7 protein-coding genes are annotated in these 21149 nt (G+C 62.1%); 3 read left to right on the forward strand and 4 right to left on the reverse strand.

Annotated features, from left to right (window positions below; translation table 11 throughout):
• Position 1 precedes the first annotated feature (1 nt).
• From EKH80_RS22270 to EKH80_RS22285, 4 genes are all read right to left on the reverse strand, one after another.
• Positions 2-1300 carry an ABC transporter permease gene (locus EKH80_RS22270; protein ID WP_126687004.1) on the reverse strand — a complete coding sequence of 433 codons (1299 nt, stop codon included), beginning with the start codon at positions 1298-1300 and terminating at the stop codon, positions 2-4.
• A 111-nt stretch (positions 1301-1411) separates the two neighbouring features.
• Complete coding sequence (locus tag EKH80_RS22275) at positions 1412-2152, reverse strand: LytR/AlgR family response regulator transcription factor (protein ID WP_126687005.1); 741 nt, start codon at positions 2150-2152, stop codon at positions 1412-1414.
• Entirely contained in the window at positions 2149-3264 is a 1116-nt protein-coding gene (locus EKH80_RS22280) for a sensor histidine kinase (RefSeq protein ID WP_126687006.1), read from the reverse strand. Before EKH80_RS22280 ends, EKH80_RS22275 begins: the two co-directional genes overlap by 4 nt.
• 185 nt (positions 3265-3449) lie before the next feature.
• Positions 3450-4355 (reverse strand): thioesterase II family protein, encoded by a 906-nt coding sequence (locus EKH80_RS22285; protein ID WP_158628920.1) that lies wholly within the window; start codon positions 4353-4355, stop codon positions 3450-3452.
• Between the two features lie 350 nt (positions 4356-4705).
• On the opposite strand from EKH80_RS22285, the gene EKH80_RS22290 reads away from it, so the two are divergent.
• The 3 genes from EKH80_RS22290 to EKH80_RS22300 all read left to right on the forward strand — a co-directional run.
• Positions 4706-4924 (forward strand): MbtH family protein, encoded by a 219-nt coding sequence (locus EKH80_RS22290; RefSeq protein ID WP_126687008.1) that lies wholly within the window; start codon positions 4706-4708, stop codon positions 4922-4924.
• A gap of 184 nt (positions 4925-5108) precedes the next feature.
• Positions 5109-14243: a non-ribosomal peptide synthetase gene (locus EKH80_RS22295; protein ID WP_126687009.1), complete on the forward strand. Its 9135-nt coding sequence runs from the start codon at positions 5109-5111 to the stop codon at positions 14241-14243.
• Between the two features lie 3 nt (positions 14244-14246).
• The coding region (locus EKH80_RS22300) for a non-ribosomal peptide synthetase (protein WP_126687010.1) at positions 14247-21149 on the forward strand (6903 nt) is incomplete at its 3' end.

Genomic DNA, 21149 nt, shown 5'->3' on the forward strand with positions numbered 1-21149 from the left:
ATCAGTTGCCCTTCAGTTGCAGGCCGGGGCTGACGTGGCAGGCACGCCAGGCAGGAAGCACTCCAGCCAGCAGGCTTGCCCCTACCGCCAGCACGAAGGTGAGCAGCAGCATTGCGCCATCCAGCTGCGCCAACGATGCGTAGTCCGCCGGTTGCCGGCGCACCAGCCATAGGCCCAGATACGCCAGCAGCAGGCCGCCCACGCCGCCGGCAAGGCCGATCACGCCGGATTCCACCAGCAACTGTACGAACAACGCCCGCCGCGATGCGCCTAGCGCACGGCGAACTCCCAGTTCGGCGGAGCGGCGCAGGAACTTGGCCAGCATCAGACTCACCGTGTTGACCAGGCACACGAGCAGGAAGCCCAGCGCCAGCCAGGTTTGCAGTTGGACGTCACCGGGCACGACATGCTCGTGGTCCAGCCACTGCATCAGATTGCGCAGGCGTACGTTGGGCGGGCGCTGAAAGCGGCCCAGCGATTTCTGCTCCTGCGAGTAATGAATCAGGAACTGCCGATACGCGGCAGCCTGGGTCGGCGTGGGTAATTGCACCCAGAACTGCAGCCACGCGCAAGGTGCCGCGGGAGTGGCGTCGGCGCCGCCATTGCCCCAGCAACCGGCACTGCCGAGATGCGCCAAGTGCAGGTCCTGCGATGTGGATAGCGGCAGGTAGATGCCTTCGTCGCTGCCGTAGTTCTTGACGTTGAGGTCATAGAAGTGCGGGTTCGGCCGCCAGTCGCCCAACACCCCGATGATGCGCAGAGCATGCCCTTCCACACGCAGCATGCGTCCGCTGCTGTCGAGGCCGCCAAAGAGCTTGTCATTGAGCTTGCTGCTGATCACTGCGACGGCCGCCCTGGCCGCATCCTCGGATGCGCCCCAGGCATGGCCATACTTGAACGGTACGCGGAACATGGGAAAGAAATCGGCCGTGGTGTAGCGCGCGGATTGGTAGAACGGATCGAGCGCGGACTGCGCGGGCTGGATGGCCACCGAACCGCCGGTCATCAGCGCCTGGCGATCCGCCTGCTTCGCCTGCAGCAGGTTCATGCCGTCCGTCCAGGTGACCTGGTCCGGCGGTTCGCCCTGGGGTTGATAGTCACCCATATCGCGCGGGTCGAGCTGCGGTGCATACAACGTGCTGCTTGTGCCCGGCAGCGGATTGCCGGATAGCACGTGCAGCACGGTCAGCGTGGTCATGCTGACGCCGATGCCAAGCGCGATCGCCAACACCATCAGCGCGGTAAGCGCCCTGTTGCGCCTGAGGCTGCGCCATGAGAGATCGAGGTAGTAGCCGAACATTTCTTTCTTCCTCCCTAGCCTTCCGTCTTTACGGGTGGGAGGTTGATCCATCGCCGGCTAGCAGGCAGCGGATTAGGGGTGAAAGGAGACGTCGGCGTGGCAAGGTGGACTTTACTGCCCCAAGCGGGCGAAGAGCGCTTCGCGATATCGTCGGCTGAGCCGGAGGACACGACCGTTGTGCAGATGGATTTCGTAGTCCCCCTTGAAGAGGGGGGTAAGCGATCCGATCGAACTGAGGTTTACTGCCGTCGACTTATGGATCCGCACGAAGCGCTGCTCGCCCATCTGGGACAACAGATCCTGTAGCGTCCTTCGCAGCAGGTAGGTGCGCGCCGACGTGTGCACGTGGACGTAGTTGTCGTCGGCCTCAAGCCACTGGATGGATGCCGTATCGATCAGCTGCAGCCGCTCGCCTTCCGGCACCAGCAAGCGCTCGCAGGACAGAGAGCGCTGGCGCCCTATCGCCACCGCGGCGGCGCCGGACTGATGGGCGTGAAACCGCTCCCCGACACGCTGCACGGTCCGCGCGAGACGGTCCCGGTCGTAGGGCTTGAGCAGATAGTCGATGGCATTGAGGTCGAAAGCCTTCACCGCATGCTCGTCGAATGCGGTCACGAACACGATGAGCGGCGCGCTCGACGGTTCGAGCTGCGCCGCAACCTGAAGGCCCGACAGCGTCGGCATCTGGATATCGAGAAAAGCTACGTCCGGGCGGAACTGTTCGATGCACTGCGACGCCGACAGGCCGTCCTCCGCCGATCCGACTACGGCCATGTCCGCTTGCTCCGACAGCCAACGCTGGAGCTTCTCGCGGGCCGGGGCCTCGTCGTCGGCGATCACCACACGGATCATGGAGCGGCATCCTTCTTTGGTATCGAAACTCTCGCGGCAACCCCATCGTCGGCGTTGCTGACCCGCAGGGACGCCATGTTGCCGTAGATGATGTCCAGCCGTTCACGGCAATTGCGCAATCCGAGCCCGTCGCGCTGCTCAGGCGCCAGCCGGGAGCCCGAGTTCTTGATGACGATTTCCAGGGCGTCGTCCTCGCGCCTGACACTGATCTTGATGCGCACTTGCGCCACCGTAGGTTCAACACCGTGCTTGAACGCGTTCTCCAGCAACGGTTGCAGCAACAGCGATGGAACGGGGGTATCGAGCAGGGCCTGGTCGACCTGCCATTCCAGCGTCACGCGGTCCCGGAACCGCTCGAGCATGATGTTCGCGTACAGCTCGAGCGTGCGTAGTTCTTCAGCGAGCGGGGTCATCTCATGCTCGTTGGACCGAAGACTGATACGCAGCAAGTCTCCGAGTGCGGCCACCATACGGTCGGCGCGCGCCACGTCGGTATGCATCAGGGATGATACGGTGTTGAGTGCATTGAACAGGAAATGCGGTCGCAGCTGCCCTTGCAACTGAGCTAGTTGGGCATCTGCCAGCGCTTTCTGCATCTGCAGCAAACGGTGCCACTGGAGTTGCCATTGCCCAAAGGACTCGATACCGAACAGCACCCCGAGCCACAATCCCGAGAAATACGTCAGTTTGATGCTCTCATAGACAACGACGAAGCCCCAGCCCAGGTGCTCATAGGTACGACCCGCCATGGCATAGACGCCGAGCCGTATCGCGTAAACCACGGCAATCCAGGTAATGAAGACCAGCGGCAACCATCGTAGGTATCGTCCGAACCATGCCAGCGGCCGGCCCAGGTAGGGCGCATAGCGCCCTCTGACCTGGACGGCAAGCAACATCCATCCGGTCGAGACCAGCGCCGAACTCCCCTCCCACAGGACGGGCTCCCACCAATGGGTGAGCGGATGGTGGAGCTCATTGCCGATGGAAACGCTGATCATCAGCAGCCAGAACACGGCCCATAGCGCCCAGAACGTGGCCAGGATCTTCGGAGGCAGCGTCACGCCATAGGCAGCGTGGACGCTTGCCACGGGTAGGTGGGGTCGCATAGTCATAGGCGCGAGTGTAACCGTGCCCGCTGCACCAAGGGCTTATTAAGTGGCAAGCGGGACATGCGAGGGGTGAAGCGGACTTCCGCGTCGCCCTACCCCCGATAACACGGACTAATCACCCTCCTCGGATCCAACTGGCCTCGTGAAGCGATCAAGGCGCAACTCGGAAACTCAACGCCATCCGGTGATCAGACCTTGCCTGCCTGGAGCTCATGCCGCACGGAAGCAAGTATGTGGTCGATGGCGATCGCAACGTTGCGTTCGTCGTCATGCAAAAAGAAATGGCCGCCGGAGAAAAGTTTTACGTCGCAGCGTCCAACGGTATGCATGGACCATGCATCCAGCAGATCGGTTTCGACCATGGCATCCTGCGCGCCGCCGAAGACGTGAATGTCACATGCGATAGGCTGGCTAGTATGCCGCTGATGATTTTCAGCCAGCTTGAAGTCCGATCGGAGCATCGGCGTAAGCAACTCAAGAAGATCGCTGTCTTCCAGTATGGCCGCGGGCGTGCCGCCATAGTTGCGTAGCTCGTTGATGAATTCGGCTTGCGGCAGGTCGTGCAACGTGGGTCCTTTGCGCGGAAGATGCGGGGCGCGCGATCCGGATGCAATCAGCTTCCGAAGCTTCAGTGCATTCTTCTGGCTAATGGTCTGCGCCACGGCGAGTGCTATTTTTGCGCCCACGCTATGCCCAAAAAAAACCAAATCGTTGGAAGGTAACGTTGCGCGTGCATCATGCAGGGCGCTTGCGATGCACTCCGCGACAACTTCCATATTGTCGATCGGCGGTTCCGTGAATCGCTTCGCCCGGCCGGGCATCTCAACAGCGACGATGTGTACGTCAGTGCTGATGAGTTTGCTCAGGCTTCGGTAAACCCCCGAGTTGCCGCCGGCATAGTGAAAAAAAAGGATGGTCAGTGATGCGTGTTCAACCTTCTTGAGGGTATTGAGCCAGTTTGAGCTTCCCACCTTGGATCTCCGGCAAGTCGTTGCATCAAGTGATGGTGTGTTCGCTTTTTTGCGGTTGCGCGCGCCTGCGTGCTTGGCGTGAAGGAAGCGTGCACGAATGGCATGCCTTAACAGCTCATTCACCTGTATAGACACGTGAATCACGCTTCGGTGAAATGTTTGCACATGAACCCGTGGAAGATGTTGACAAGATACTTACGGCTTGTTCATATTAGCCGGAAGCTGCACACGCAAGTGTCATTGCTCCGCACTATTTTCTCTCGTTGACACTTCCTTCACTGCTTACGCAAAAAAAGTGCAACTTGCAGCTGCAATCATTTGGTGGCGTTGAAGCTGTAGCTTATAGGGTGCTGTACGAAATGCATGAAGGTCGACGCTTCGGGGGTGTCGATCCTTTGTTTCGCGATCTTACGTTTCCGTTTTTATCGTGACGCTTGCGTTTGCGTTCTTTTCGCACTTTTGGGGCCAGGGATATGACCAATCCTTTTGACGATAGCAATGGCACATTCTTCGTGTTGGTAAATCACGAAGAGCAGTATTCACTGTGGCCTGAATTCGCACAGATTCCCGCCGGATGGACAGTAAAATTCGGGCCGGACAAGCGCCAGGAATGTCTGGATTATGTAGAGCAGAACTGGGTCGATATGCGGCCCAGGAGCTTGATTGAGGCGATGGAAGCGGAACGGGCCTGATAGCGCCTTTATTCGCGCCTTTGTTGCTTTGACGGTGCCAAATTATCGGGCTTCCTAGCGAGGCCCGTATCGCAGTGTCATCAATGTCACCTCTGCAAGCCGGGGGATGGATAACTATGGCCTTATTTTGCTCAAAGCTAATTGAATTCAGCGGCTCGGTGTTTTCATCGCGGAATGATCGCGTATGCGAGATCTGACCCGCGGACCGGTCGTCCCGCACTTGTTGAACCTGGCAACGGCGATGGCGGTAAACATGCTCGCCGGCACGTTCAATTCGCTGTTGAATGTTTTTTGGCTTGGCAAGCTCAACGCCAAGGCGCAAGCGGCGATGGCTCTTGCCAGCAGCCCCATCACCATCGTGCTCACCTTGATTCCGATCGTTACGGTGGGAACACGTGTTCTGATAGCCCAGGCGGTGGGCGAAAAAGACCAGGGGAAGGCATCGCGCATACTCAATGAGGCCTTCGGTGCCGCCCTGCTGATCATGATGGCTGCGGGCGCCTGTGTCTGGCCGGGGCGTGTTGCACTTGCTGGCTTGCTGACGCCCGATCACGAGACTGCCTTGCTGATTGTGGTTCTGCTCAATTGGCAGATCCCTTCCATTATCGTGCAGGTCTTGTCTGCAACCGTGGCCGCCGCGCTGAGCGGCACGGGGAGCATGCGCGCAAACGTGCAGGCCCAGCTTTTTTCCGTGGGACTCAGTATCGTCCTTTCTCCCCTGTTGATTTTCGGCTGGCTGGGTATGCCGGTACTCGGTGTGGCCGGCGCCGGCGTCGCGGGTTTTATCGCCTCCGTGGGCGCCTTGCTTGTTTTCGGCTTGTATTTCACCCGTGCGGGAACCTATCTGCGAATACAGCCGGGCTATTGGTTTTCGCGGCCCCAGGTGCTGTGGCAAACCTGCAAGATCGGGCTGCCGGCGGGCTTGCAGAATGGCGTGCTCGCCTTGTACGGATTGTTCATTATTCAGCTGCTGCGCCCCTTCGGTCCGGCGGAGCAGGCGGCGCTGAGCATTGGACAGCGCTTGCTGCAGTTTGCGGTGATGCCTTTGGTTGCGATGAGTAGCGCCACGGCTGTGATGGCCGGCCAATGTTTCGGCGCAAGGCTCGGTCGGCGCGCAGGAAGGTGCTTGCGCATGTCACTGATGATAAGCGCCGCCGTCGCTCCTTTGATCGTGCTTATCGCACAGCTTTTTCCAGCCACGATATGCCGATGGTTCTCCCATGACCCGGCGGTCGTGGCCGCTTCGATCAGCTACGTGCGCATTGTCTCGTTCAACATCCTCCCGCTCGCCGTGACGCTTTGCTGCTTTGGCGTACTGATGGGCTTCGGCAATACGCGCGCGAGCTTGATCGCCATAACGATTTCCGCGCTTGCCCTGGTTGCTCCGGCGCTCGGCCTGTCATGGGTGCCCGGCTTTCGTCCGAGCTGGATATGGTGGCTGGTGGATGTGTCCAGCCTGGTCGAGATGGCGGTTGCTTTGCTGCTTTTGCGCAAGGAATGGCACAAGCACACCTGGATGGCACAGGCGATGCCTGAGGCGATTGCGGAATGGAACCATACCCGCCATGCCTTGCCCTCCTCTACCTTGCTGTTGCACTTCGAGGCGCAGGTGGCAAGAACGCCTGACGCTGTAGCGGTTGAATTTGAATCCTCGGTACTGGACTACCACGCATTGAATGCGGCGGCCAATCGCCTGGCACATCATCTAATTTCCGTCGGAGCCGGTCCTGACAAGATCGTTGCCGTTGCTCTGCCGCGCTCCATGGACCTGGTCGTGGCCTTGCTGGCCGTGCTCAAAGCCGGGGCGGCGTATTTGCCGCTGGATACGTCCTATCCCTCCGAGCGCTTGCGTCACATGGTGGATGACGCAAGACCCATCCGGGTGCTGTCCCATCGCGGCAAAGTGGCGCTGCTTCCTACGGGCGACCATGCGTTGTGCCTGGATGATCCCGATGTCATCGCGGCACTCGCGGCGCAATCGGACCGTAATCCCGAAGATACCGATCGCCACCACCGGCTGCGCCCCAATCATCCGGCGTATGTGATCTACACGTCGGGCTCGACTGGCCGCCCTAAGGGCGCCGTCAATACGCACGAAGCCATCGTCAATCGCCTGAAATGGATGCAGGCCGAATATGGCCTGGGTCCGGATGACTGCGTGTTGCAGAAAACACCCATCAGCTTCGATGTCTCGGTATGGGAATTCTTCTGGCCGCTGCTGGAAGGCGCGCGCCTTGTCCTGGCTCGCCCCGATGGGCACAAGGATCCTGCGTACCTGGCCTCGCTTATCCGCGAGCGCGGTGTCACGACGTTGCACTTTGTGCCTTCGATGCTGCAGGCGTTTGTGCGCGAAGCAACCATCGTGCAATGCAAGGGTTTGCGGCGCGTGATATGCAGTGGCGAAGCGCTATCCAAGGCGTTGCAGCTGCAATTTCAGCAGTTGCTGGATGCGCCGTTGCACAACCTCTATGGTCCTACTGAAGCGGCGGTCGATGTCACGGCCTGGGCTTGTGACGAGCATGACCAAGCTTCTTCCGTGCCGATCGGGCGACCGATCTGGAATACGCAGATCCATATCCTCGATGACAACCTGCGTCCGGTATCCGTTGGCGAGCAAGGGGAGTTGTATATCGCGGGCCTCGGTCTTGCGCGTGGCTACCTGAATCGCCCGGCCCTTACGGCTGAGCGCTTTGTCGCCAATCCCTTCGGGGCATCCGGCTCGCGCCTGTATCGCAGCGGCGATCTGGCTCGGTGGCGCGAAGATGGACAGATCGAATACCTCGGCCGTATCGATGACCAGGTGAAGATTCGCGGCTTGCGCATCGAGCTGGGCGAAATCGAGGCGTGCCTGGTTGACGACCCGGCCGTCGACCAGGCCGCGGTGGTCGTGCGGGAGGACCAGCCCGAACATAAGCAGCTCATCGCCTACGTGGTGCCCCGAGCTGCAGACGTAGTAACGACTGATCAGCAAGCCGTTAACGATCGCGTGCAGCAATGGCAGCAGCTGTATGACAGGATGTATCGCGATCACCTCGATGACAGCGAGTTGTCCGCTTTCGCTGGCTGGGTTTCAAGCTACGACAACCAGCCGATTCCATCGGACCAGATGCGTGCATGGCGCGACAGCATCGCCGGCCGTGTCCTGTCGCTGGCACCGCAGCGCGTGCTGGAAATAGGGGTCGGATCCGGGCTGATCCTGCATGCTGTCGCTCCCCATTGCGAGGCCTATTGGGGGCTGGATGTGTCCGCGGCGGCCATCAATAGTCTGGGCAAACGTCTAGAGCGGGATACCGGCCTGCGCGATCGCGTCATCTTGCGCAGGCAGTCCGCCGATGATTTCCAGGGGCTGCCAGCGCGCTACTTCGATACCGTCGTGATCAATTCGGTCGTCCAGTATTTTCCCGATGCGGCGTACCTGCAGAGGGTGCTCCGGCAATCACTGGAACTTCTCAAGCCCGGTGGCCACCTGGTTGTCGGCGATGTACGAAATCGACTGACGCAGCGCTGTCTGGCAGCGGCTGTTACGCTTCATCAGGCAGGTGCTTCGGATGCTGGAGCGCAGCTGCTTCGATCGTTATCGCAGCGCATGCTGGCGGAACGCGAACTTCTGATCGACCCCGCTTACTTTGTTGCCCTGAAGCAGGAATGGGCCGATGTGGCCGGCGTTGATGTGCGGCTCAAGGACGGGCTAGACCACAACGAGCTGACCCGGCATCGCTACGACGTGGTGCTGCACAAAGCACCCGTTCGCGCGCATTCGCTGCAGTCTGCCGTGACTGTTCGGTGGGGGAAAGATTTGTCTGCGCCGGATGAGATTGCCGGTCTCATCGCCGGGCAAAGGCCTCCTGCCCTGCGCATACAGGCCATTCCCAACCTGCGCTTGAGCAGCGAGATGGCCGCTCTCATCGCGCTTGAGGGGGGCGAGGCGCATACGGCGCTGAATAACTTGCGCGCGGCTGCCGACAATGCCGTCGATCCGCACCGGTTGAGCGAACACGCGCAAACCTTGGGCTATCGTTGCCTCTCGACATGGTCGGCCGATCCGGCGTGTTTCGATGCCGTACTGGTCGATAACGCGCAGGCGTGGGACGGCACAGTCACGGACCTTTACCTCGCGGGAACGCCGGTATCTGCGCCGGCATCCATCTACGTTAGTACGCCGATGGAAGCTGGGAGCCAGCATTTGCTGATCACCAGCCTGCGCGAAAAGCTGGCGCGTAGCCTGCCCGATTACATGGTGCCGGCGGCCATCGTGTGCCTGGATGAGCTGCCGGTCACCCCGAATGGCAAGCTTGATCGCAAGCGCCTGCCAGCGCCCAGCTTCGGCGGCGGCGGTCGGGCACCCGCTACACCGCAGGAAATGCTTCTGGCCAGGCTTTTCGCCGAAACGCTGGGGCTGGAACTTGTCAGTGCCGACGACAACTTCCTCGCGCTGGGCGGCGACAGTATCACGGCTATCGAGCTTGCAAGCCGCGCGAAGCAGGAAGGTTTGCCGCTTACCGTGCAACAGGTATTTCAGTATGGCAACGTGGCCGAACTGGCGGTTGCCGCGGCTTCAGCGCCGCGTGCCGCAAGCGCTTCCACCCAACCACTGATTGAGCTGAGCGCCAGACAGCAAGCCGCACTGGACCTCGAACCCCATGCCGTGGCCGAAGCCCTGCCCTTGTCTCCTTTGCAAAAGGGCCTGCTGTTCCACGCGCTGTTCGATACACAGGCCGATGATCCCTACCTTGTGCAGATGTTGGCGGGACTGGGCGGCGCACTGGATGAATCATTGCTGCGGCGTTGCGCACATACGTTGCTGGAGCGCCACGCCGCGCTGCGTGCGGGCTTCGTCTACCAGGATGTAGAAGATCCCCTGCAGGTTATTCCGCGGGACATCACGCTGCCCTGGCGATTCGTCGATTTGTCCGACGATCCGGAAACAGGCTCTGAAGAGCGGCTCGAACATTTCCTTGAGCTCGATCGCTTGGAGCGTTTTCATCCCGCCCAACCGCCGCTGCTCCGTTTTCAATTGATACGGCTGGAGCCGGCCCGTCACTGCCTGCTGTTTACGGCGCACCATATTCTTTTCGACGGCTGGTCCGCTCAGATCCTGTTGCGTGAACTGCTGGAGCTCTATCGCGCGGGCGGCGCTGCCGGTGCGTTGCCTGCTGCACCCTCTTATCGGGACTATCTTCATTTCATCCAGCACCGAGATCTGTCAGCGGCCCGGCAAGCCTGGCAACGCGAGCTGGCGGGATTGGAAGCACCGACACACCTGGCCAGAACGAAACCGGGACATCCCATTGGGAGCGCATGCGACACCGTCGTCCGCAGCCTGGATGAAGTTGCATTGCAACGCATTACGGCCTTCGCGCGCAGCCATGCATTGACGCTCAATACACTGATGCAGGCGGCATGGGCGTTGGTGCTGCACAAATGGAGCGGACGCAACGATGTCGTATTCGGCATCGCCGTATCCGGGCGGCCGGCAGATGTCGAAGGCGTAGAACGCATGGTGGGCTTGCTGATCCATACGCTGCCGCTGCGCCTTCGGCTGGATCCTGGACAGCGTGTCGTCGATGTATTGAAGGCGCTGCAGGCACGCCAGGCCGAGCTGATCGAGCACCAGTACCTCGGTCTGGCAGAGATCCAGGCGCTCAGCAACCTGGGGCCGCTCTTCGACAGCCTGATCAATGTGGAGAACTACCCGGCCCATGGGAAAAACGATCCTGCCGGTGTCGCCGAGCCGATTCTTCTCGATAGCGGCTTCCATAAAGGCGGTGCGACCCACTATCCGTTAAGCATCGCCTGCTCGCTTGCGCGCGGTATGCGCGTGACTTTCAGTTTCCGGCCCGAGTGTTTCGATCGTTTCGAGGTCGAACGGATGGCCGGATGCCTAATGCTTGCACTCGAGGCATTCACCGATGGCGATCGCCGCCTGGGGGAACTGGACCTGCTTGATCAGGCTGAGCGAGGCAAGGTGATTGCGCCCTGGCGCACTGACGTGCCAAGTAGGGACACGTTACCCACCGTTGCCGAGTTGTTTGAACAGCAAGCCGCTCAGACGCCTAGCGTCGTGGCCTTGGCCTGCAATGACCGCCGTTTCACCTATGCCGAACTGAATGCTCGCGCCAACCAGCTTGCGCACTGGCTGATCGGTGAGGGCGTAGGACCGGGGCAGTTGGTGGGTGTCGCCCTACCCCGATCGCCGGAGCTGGTGATCAGCCTGCTTGGCATTTTCAAGGCCGGTGCCACCTTTTTGCCGCTGGATCCGGAATACCCGGCCGAGCGCATCCACTTTGTGCTGGAGGACGCCAATCCTTCGCGCGTGCTCAGTTTGCGCAGTGTCAGCGCGAAGCTGCTGTCTGATCATCGCGTGCAATGCCTGGATGAAGCGATCGTGCAGGCGGGGCTGGCACGCAGTTCGAAAGGCAACCCCACCAACGTGCACCGCCACCGCGCGTTGCGCGGGGCGCATTCGGCCTACGTTATCTATACCTCCGGCTCCACCGGGCGCCCCAAGGGCGTTGTCGTGGAGCAGCAGAGTCTGGCAGCCAAACTCCTGGCCGTGCAGCCGGTCCTGGGCGATCGCGAGGCGATGTGCTTTCCCAATCTGTCATCGCACGCTTTCGATATTTCACTGCTGGAAATGCTCCTGCCGCTGATCTGCGGCGGTGCGGTGCGACTGGTGGATACGCCGCAAAGCAGCGGCATGCACGCGCTGATCGAGCAAACCCGCGATGCAACCACCCTGCATGCAGTGCCGAGCCTCATGCGCGCATGGCTGGATGCGGTGCAATCACAAGGAGGCAAGACGCTGTATCCGCTGCTTCGCTGTCTGCTGACCGGCGGAGACGCGGTTCCGCAAAGCCTGCTTGACGCTTTGAGACACGGTTTTCCGGGTGCGCGGGTGATCGAGCTATACGGCCCCACCGAAGCCGCCATCATTTGCGCGCATCACGTGGCCGACGAAGCATCCGCTCACGCACCACCGCATTGCATCGGGCGGCCCTTCGCCCAGGTGTCATTGTATGTGCTCGATGCGTGGCTTTCGCCGCAGCCGCAGGGGGTGGTGGGCGAGCTATACATCGCGGGTGATTCGCTTGCACGGGGTTATCTGAAGCGACCCGCACTCAGCGCCGAGCGTTTCGTGGCCAATCCCTTTGGACCTGCCGGCAGCCGCATGTACCGCAGCGGCGACCTGGTGCGCCGCTTGCCGGACGGCAATCTGGAGTTCGTCGGGCGCGCCGACAACCAGATCAAGATTCGCGGCTTCCGTATTGAACTCGGTGAAATTGAAGCCTGCCTTTTACGCCAGCCGGCGGTGGGCCAGGCAGCCGTGGTCGCGCGCACCATGCCAGGTGGCCAGAAGCAGCTTTTCGCGTACGTGACGGCTGCGGCAGGCCACGTACTGGATGCGCAGGTGCTGCGCCGCAGTCTGTCCGAGCAACTGCCCGACTACATGTTGCCTGCGTCGATCACGGCCATCGACAGCATGCCCTTGAACGTCAACGGCAAGGTTGACCGGCAGGCGTTGCCGGAACCTGCATTCGAAGGCGGCCATGGCCGCGCGCCGGGCAGCGTCAATGAAAAAATCCTCGCGGGGCTTTACGCACAGATACTGGGCATGGACGAAGTGGGCGCCGACACCAGCTTTTTCGACCTTGGTGGAGACAGCATCGGTGTACTGCAACTGGTCAACCACGCGCATAAGGCCGGCTTGGTATTTACACCGAGGGAGGTGTTCGAGCATCCACGCGTGGCCGCGTTGGCCAGGGTGGCGCGCACTGCCTCGTCCGCGCCGATAATCGAGGAGGTTGCGCACGGCGAAGTGCCGCTCACACCGGTGTTGCATGCCATGTTCCAGCAGCTATCCGGGCAAGACCTGCCCGCGGCCTTCTGCCAGCAACAACTTCTGCGCGTACCGCCACACTGCGGACCTGATGCATTGATCGATGCGCTGCAGGCGATGCTGGACCGTCACGCCGTGTTGCGCATGCGCGCATATCGCGACCGGCAGACGCAAGCGTGGCGCCTGGAAGTGCCACCTGTAGGCAGCTTGCGCGCCATGGCGTGCTTCAGCTGCTGCGACATTGCGGGCCTGGATGCGCCTTCTGTTCGTGCCGTGATCGATACGCAGCGGGAGCTTGCGGCGAAACGCCTGGCGCCGACTCAAGGAATGATGCTCCAGGCCGTGTGGTTTGACGCCGGCCATGCGCCAGGCCGCCTGCTCTTGCTTGTGCATCATCTGGCGGTCGACGGCGTGTCCTGGCGCATTCTCGTTCCGGACCTGGTGCAGGCGTGGAAGAGCGCTCGTGGGAGCAGCAGCGTCCCGCCCGACGCAGGCGGCAGCTCATTCCGGCACTGGGCCAAACGCTTGCGTGAGCATGCGCTCGAAGGTGCGCACGCTGACGAAATGCCGCAGTGGCTGCATATCGTCCGACAGGCGGATGGGTTACTGGGTTCGCGCAGGCTTGCTTCGCACGATACGGTTGCAACGCGCGGCCATTTTGAACTGGTGTTGCCGGCCGCGACTGCCGAACCTTTGCTGACCCGCGTGCCTTCGCTGTTTCATGCAAGCGTCAATGACGCCTTGCTGACTGGTTTCGTCATCGCCATGGCCGTTTGGCGGCGCGGCCGCGGCGACGATACGGGGCCGGGCTTGCGGCTGGACCTGGAGGGCCATGGCCGTGAAACGCTTTGGGATCACCTCGATCTCAGCCGCACCGTGGGCTGGTTTACCAGCCAGTATCCGGTGTGGCTGGACCCGGGCGATATCGACGCGGATCAGGCGCTGAACGGTTCGACCGATCTGGGCATCGCCTTCAAGCGCGTCAAGGAGCAATTGCACTCAGTGCCAGCGCACGGCATCGGATTCGGTTTGTTGCGCTATCTCAACCCCGTCACGGCGGCGCAACTGGAGGGAGCCTGCAGCCAAGTTGGCTTCAACTATCTGGGCCGGTTCGCGGCGCGCACCGACGAGGATTGGTCACTCGCGCCGGAACATTCAGGCCTGGCCGGGCCGCTCGATCAAGGCCTGCGAATGCAACACGTGATCGAACTCGATGTGATGGTGCATGACCACACTGAAGGGTCCGAACTGGTTGCCACATGGTCCTGGGCGAGCGGGATCCTCCGCGAGCAAGACATACGGCAGCTCGCCACTCTCTGGTTCGCCGCGCTGCGCGCCCTGGTTGCGCTTGCCGACGATCCGGATGCAGGCGGTTTCACGCCCTCGGATATCGGCTTGCTGGCCCTGGATCAAAGCCAGATCGAGAGTCTGGAAGCCGAGTTCGACCTGAGTTTTTCGCCACCGAACAGCGATGCGAGCTGAACCATGTCGAAGATCGCCGAAATCCTGCCATTGTCACCGTTGCAGCAAGGCCTGTTATTCCATGCGCTGTACGACGAGCAGGCGGCAGACGCCTATCACGTACAGCTCATCTACGACTGGGGCGGCGAACTGGATCCGGATCGCCTGAAGGCTGCCGGCAGCGCCTTGATAACGCGACATCCGCATCTTTGCGCGGCCTTTGCGCATCAAGGCATGGAGCAGCCGGTGCAGCTCGTGCCGCGCACCCCGACTTTGCCATGGACTTTTCTCGACCTGTCGATGCTGGATGAGGCGGCAAGACAGCAGCGGCTGCAGGAAGTGCTTGAGCAAGACCGCCGTCGCCGCTTCGATCCGGTGCGTCCGCCATGGCTGCGCTTCACCTTGATCCGATTGAGCGCGCAGCTGCACCGGCTGGTCTTCAGCCAGCACCATATCCTGCTGGACGGATGGTCGATTCCGCTCTTGATGAAGGAATGGTTCTCGCTTTACCAATCCGCCGGCGACCTTTCGGCGCTGCCGCCCGCAGCCCCCTTTCGTGATTACCTGGCATGGCTGAAGCGGCAGGACGCGCAAGCTGCGCGCGCCGCGTGGCGCAGCTATCTCGATGGCCTGGAGGCGCCGTGCCGCCTGGCCGAAAAATCCTCTGACGAAGCCGTGCTGCCGCACACTTACAGCTGCCGCCTGCCATCTGTCTTGAGCGATGCGCTGGTGCAGCAGGCCCGCCATCATGGGCTCACGCTCAATACGTTGATTCAGGCGGCCTGGGCCTTGCTGCTGGGGCGGCTGAGCGGCCGCAGCGATGTCGTGTTCGGCATCACCGTTTCCGCGCGTCCGCCTGGACTGGCTGGCGCGGAAAGCATGATCGGCATGTTGCTCAACACCCTGCCCTTGCGCGTGGTGCTGGAACCGGCAAGCTCCCTGCGGACGCTCCTGCAGCACATCCAGGCGCGACAGTCGCAGCTGATCGAGCATCAGCATTTGAGTCTGAGCGAGATCCAGCGGGTGGCCGGCCTGGGCGAACTGTTCGACACCCATGTGGTGTTCGAGAACATGCCGGCCGACGGCGCCGATCTGGAGCTGGATGACGAAAGCGGTCTTCGCCTGCGCTTCGTCGCCGGCAGCGGCGACGACCGCGCGCACTATCCGCTTGGCCTGTGCGCGATTCCGCGCGCACAACTGGAACTGCGCTTCGGCTATCGGCCCGATGTGTTCGACCAGGCGGCGGTGCAGGTTATCGCTGTGCGCCTGCAACGTGCGCTGGAAGCCATCGCCTACGACATCGACCGTCCATTGGGCCAGCTGGACCTGCTGGAAGACGCTGAGCGCCAACAGCTGCTGCATCACTGGAACGATTCCGCCCATCCGCTGCCGTCGGCCACGCTGGTGGAGCTGTTCCAGCACACGCTTGAACGTTTCCCCGCTGCCGTGGCCTTGCGCGATGACACCCACACGCTGAGCTACCGTGAACTCGATGCGCGCGCCAACCGGCTGGCCCACTGGCTGGTCGATCAGGGCGCGGGGCCTGAACGCATCATCGCCCTGGCCTTGCCGCGGTCGCTGGACCTGTTCGTGGCCGTGCTGGCCGTGCTCAAAAGCGGTGCGGCCTATCTGCCGCTGGATCCGGAGTATCCGGCCGAACGCCTGGCCTTGATGGTGGCCGATGCGGCGCCGTTGTGCATTCTGACCGGGCATGAACAAGCAGCACGCTTGCCAGGCGATGTGCCGTGGCACGACCTGGATGAGGTGTGGTCGCGCGTAGCAGCCTACCCGGACACGCTTCCGGTCACCGCGCTGCATGCGTCGCATCCGGCATACCTGATCTACACCTCCGGTTCTACCGGACGCCCCAAAGGGGTGCTGGTCACCCATCACGCGCTGGCCAATTACCTGCGCTGGGATCACGCCACCTATTACCAGGCCGGCCAGGGCGGCTCGCCCACCGTGTTCTCGATCAGCTTCGATGCCGGTGTCACCACGGTGTTCGGTGGCTTGTTATCCGGCCAGGGCCTGACGGTGCTGCCGTCCGGTGAAGAAATCGATCGTCTTGCCAGTGGCCAGCTGGCGGCGTATCGGCTGGTCAAGCTCACGCCCTCGCACCTGGCCCTGCTCAACCAGCAGTTGCAGGCCCATGACGTGGCGATGCCCACGCAGTGCCTGATGTGCGGCGGCGAAGCCATGGTGCCGGCGGATATGGCCTATTGGCAGCAAAGCTATCCGCTGGTGCGGCTGATCAATCACTTCGGTCCGACCGAAACCACGGTGGGCTGTGCCACGTTCGAGATCACCCAGGACGTGGCGCAGCACAGCGCCATTCCGATTGGCCGGCCGATCTGGAATGCCCAACTTTATGTGCTTGACGCTGCCCTGCAGCCGGTGCCGGCGGGCGTGGCGGGTGAGTTGTATATCGCGGGCGAAGGCCTGGCGCGTGGCTATCTGCGCCGCCCGGCACTGAGTGCCGAGCGATTCGTGGCCAACCCGTTCGGTGCGCCGGGCAGTCGCATGTATCGCACCGGCGATCGCGTGCGCTGGTTGGCGGAGGGCGTGGTCGACTATCTGGGACGTGCGGATCATCAGGTGAAGATTCGCGGCTTCCGCGTGGAGCCGGGCGACATCGAAGCCGCATTGCTGCGCGTGCCGTCACTGAGCCAGGCGGCGGTGGTCGCCCGCCAGGACCAGGGGGTGACGCGGCTGGTGGCCTATGTCGTGGGCGATGGTGCGCCCGATCCGGCAGAGCTGCGCCGTGTGTTGGCGTCGCAACTGCCCGATTACATGGTGCCCGCGGCGATCATGCCGCTTAAGGCCTTGCCGCTCACGCCCAACGGCAAGCTCGATCGACGTGCCCTGCCGGCGCCGAGTTTTCAATCGTCCAGCCAGCGGACGCCGCGTAACGAACGGGAAACCCTGCTTGCGCAGCTGTTCGCGCAGGTATTGCGCCTGGAACAGGTCGGCATCGACGAGAGTTTCTTTGACCTGGGCGGTGACAGCATCAGTTCGTTGCAGCTGGTCGGCCGTGCACGCAAGGCTGGCCTGGTGCTCAAGCCCAAGGATGTGTTCGTCCATCAGACCGTCGCCGCGCTCGCCGATCTGGTCAAGACGGATGACAGGCCCGCCGTACAGGACGATGCGTCGACGGGTGGGCTTGAGCCTACTCCGGCGATGCGCCGCTTCATCCGGCATGTGGATCTCAGCGACAAGGTGCAGCCTGTAGTCAAGCGGCTGGTGCGCTTGCCAGTCGGCGTGCGCCAGGAGCAACTGGCAGGGGCGCTGCAAGCCTTGCTGGATCATCACGCCATGCTTCGATTGCGTTGCCATCGGAGTGAGGGCGGCACAGATTGGCGCTTCGATATTCCCATAGCGGGGAGCGTACACGCCGCCGACTGCCTGACGCGGATCGATGCATCCTCGCTCGACACCGAACAGCACCGCCAGTGCATGCTGGACCACGGCCGTGCAGCAGGCGCCTCGCTCAACCCTGCCCAGGGGCACATGCTGCGTGCGCTATGGTTCGATGCGGGTGAAACACAGGCAGGAACGCTGCTGCTTGCGTTGCATCGCCTGGTCGTGGATGGCGTGTCATGGCGAATTCTGCTGCCCGATCTGGAACTGGCCCTGCAAGCCTTGCAGCAAGGACGAAAACCGGAGTTCGGTCCGCCTTCAAGTTCGTTCCGCCGTTGGGCCCAATGCCTGAAGCAGGAAGCGCACTCGGATCGGCGCGTCGGTGAGATGCCGCTCTGGAGAGAGGCCGTGCCTAGCCCGCACGAAGTCCCGCCCTCGCCGCGCACGATACGCAGTCTGCGCGTGAAACTTTCGCGCGAGACAAGTCGTGCCCTGCTCATCCATGTACCTGTGCATTGCCGTGCGCGCGTCGATGAGTTGCTGCTCACTGCGTTTACGCTCGCCATTCTGCGCTGGCGTGATGCCCCGCAAGCCGATGGCGCCGTATACCTGGATGTGGAAAGCCACGGCCGCGAAGACCTTTTCCATGACATCGACCTCAGCCGCACCATCGGCTGGTTCGCGAGTCAATATCCGGTACGGCTGAATCCGGAAACCGCGCAATCGCACGGGAGTGCCTTAGGCCGCACTTTGAAGCGCATCAAGCAACAGCTGCGCACGATTCCGGATCACGGCATCGGCTATGGCTTGCTCCGCGAAATGAATGCCGACACGGCGCAAGAATTGGCGACCGTCCCTGCGCCGGACTTTGGCTTCACTTATCTAGGCCGGTTGCATTCGGCTTCGGCCGATGAAGGCGGTCCGCTGCTGGACGATGAAGCGGTTGCCCTTACGGCTGCCGCCATGGAGGAACTGGAGGCATTCGTAACGCACGACATCGAATTGCACGCCATGAGCCTGGATCAAGCCGGGGGCCCCGAGCTGCAGGCCGTGTGGTGCTGGAATGCAGCGCGACATGCGCCGGCGCGCATACACGAATTGGCCGAATACTGGTCGGCCGCACTTCAAGCGTTGATCGATCTTGCGGCGATGCCCGCATCCATCGGGCCAACGCCTTCGGATTTGCCTTGGGTAACGCTGACCCAGACGCAGATCGACACCATTGAACAACGATACCCCGCGCCGCTGGACATACTCCCACTGTCCCCCATGCAGCAGGGTTTTCTGTTCCGGGCGCTATACGATCGCCGTGAGACGGGTACATACGTCACGCAACGTATCTTTCATCTAGATGGCGCAGTGGATCCCGCGCGAATGGCGCAGGCCGCGCGCGCAGTGATGGCGCGCCATCCTCATCTTGGCGCGGCTTTTCTGCATGAGGGATTGATGCATCCCGTGCAGGTCGTCCCGCGCGCCGTGGATCTTCCATGGCGATTCGTGGATCTTGGCGGGCTGGACGAGGCAGCGCAAACGCAGGAGCTTCAAAGGCTGCGCGATGAAGATCAGCTGCGTCCCTTCGATCCTGCGCAGCCGCCGCTGATGCGCTACACCCTGGTGCGCGTGGCGCAGGAACGCTGCCAGCTGATCCATACCGCCCATCATGTGCTGATGGACGGCTGGAGCTGGCAGATTCTGCTGAACGACCTGATGGCGCTATATGCTTCGCGCAACGACGGCACGGCATTGCCGTCGCCGGCGCAATACCGCGATTACCTGGCCTGGATCGCACGGCAGGATGCCGCCGCCGCGCGTGCCGCCTGGTCGGCCTACCTGCAGGGACTGGAAGAATCCACGCTGGTCGCACCCGCTGCGCCAGCGATCGGCATGCAGCAGGAAACGATCGCTGTGGAGCTTGACGCCGGATTGAGCCGGGCCGTCCAGCAAAAACTCCGCCGCCTGGGCCTGACCTTGAACAGTCTCGTGCAGGTGATATGGGGCCTTGGCCTGGGCGCGCTCACCGGTCGCCAGGATGTCGTGTTCGGCGTTATTGCAGCCGAACGCCCGCCGGAGCTTGCTGATGCCGAGCGGATGGTCGGCCTGATGATCAATGTACTTCCGCTGCGCATGCGCTGGCGGCCGGCCGAGCGCCTGCCGGAACTGGTCGCACGCATCCAGCTTGAGCAGGTGCAATTGCTGGAACACAACCACCTCAGCTTGATCGAGATCCAGCGGCTGGCCGGGTTGGGCGAATTGTTCGACACGCATAGCGTGTTCGAAAACTATGCGCTCGATGTCGATGAGCCCGATAACCCCGGAAAAGATCTCCGCGCGCGCATCGGGGATGGCCAGGGCGGCATGCGCTCGCACTACCCGCTGGCGTTGTGGACCAGCCCGGGCGAACGGATCAAGCTGCACATCGGCTATCGTCCCGATGGGTTTGAACACGCCGCGGTAGAGGCTCACGCACAGCGGCTGCAACGCTGGTTCGAAGCTTTCGCCGACGAAGCGGATGTGCCACTCGGCCGCATCAGCGCCTTGGATGTCGTCGAGCGGCAACGCTTGTTGCACGAATGGAATGCCCCCGCTGCGGCGGTGCCGGAAACCTGTCTGCCCGAGTGTTTCCAGGCACAGGTAACGCGTACGCCGGAGGCTGTCTCGGTCAGCTTTGGCCGAGAGTTGCTCAGTTACCGCCAGTTGAATGAGCGCGCCAACCAGCTGGCGCATCGTCTGATCAGCCAAGGGATCGGGCCCGAGCATATCGTTGCCCTGGCCCTGCCGCGTTCGGCTGAACTGGTCGTTGCCCTGATTGCCGTGCTTAAGGCTGGCGCTGCGTATTTGCCGTTGGATCCGGATTACCCGAGCGATCGCCTGAGCTTCATGCTGGAAGACGCACGACCCGTGTGTGTTCTCACATTATGCGATGTAGCCCTTCGCTTGGGCCTGGGTGAAGTTGCACTGTGTCTGGATGACGCAGCCGAGCTGGCGACGCTTGCTCAATGTCCGCTGACCGATCCGGATGACGAAGATCGGGTGTGTCCGTTGCGCAGCGAGCATCCGGCCTATGTGATCTACACCTCCGGTTCGACCGGGCGTCCCAAGGGTGCCGTCATTCCGCACCAGAACGTGGCGCGCCTGCTTGCCAGTACGCGGCACTGGTTCAACTTCGGCGCCGACGAAGTGTGGACGCTTTTCCACTCCTATGCGTTCGACTTCTCGGTCTGGGAACTATGGGGGCCACTGCTGCATGGGGGCCGGGTGGTGGTAGTGCCCTTCTCCGTCAGCCGCTCGCCCGGGGAGTTTCTGCAATTGCTGGTGGACGAGCGCGTCACCGTGCTCAATCAGACGCCGTCGGCTTTCTACCAGCTGATGCAGGCCGATCGCGAGCAGCCCGGACTGGGCGCGCAGCTGGCATTGCGCTGGGTGATCTTCGGCGGCGAAGCGCTGGAACTGGCCAGGCTGCATGAATGGTACGAGCGGCATGCCGATACGCAGCCGCGCCTGGTCAACATGTACGGCATCACCGAGACCACGGTGCATGTGACTTATGTGGCGCTGGATCGCGCGGCCATC

This window comes from Dyella choica (assembly GCF_003977665.1).
In the GTDB taxonomy this organism is placed as follows: Bacteria; Pseudomonadota; Gammaproteobacteria; order Xanthomonadales; family Rhodanobacteraceae; genus Dyella_B; species Dyella_B choica.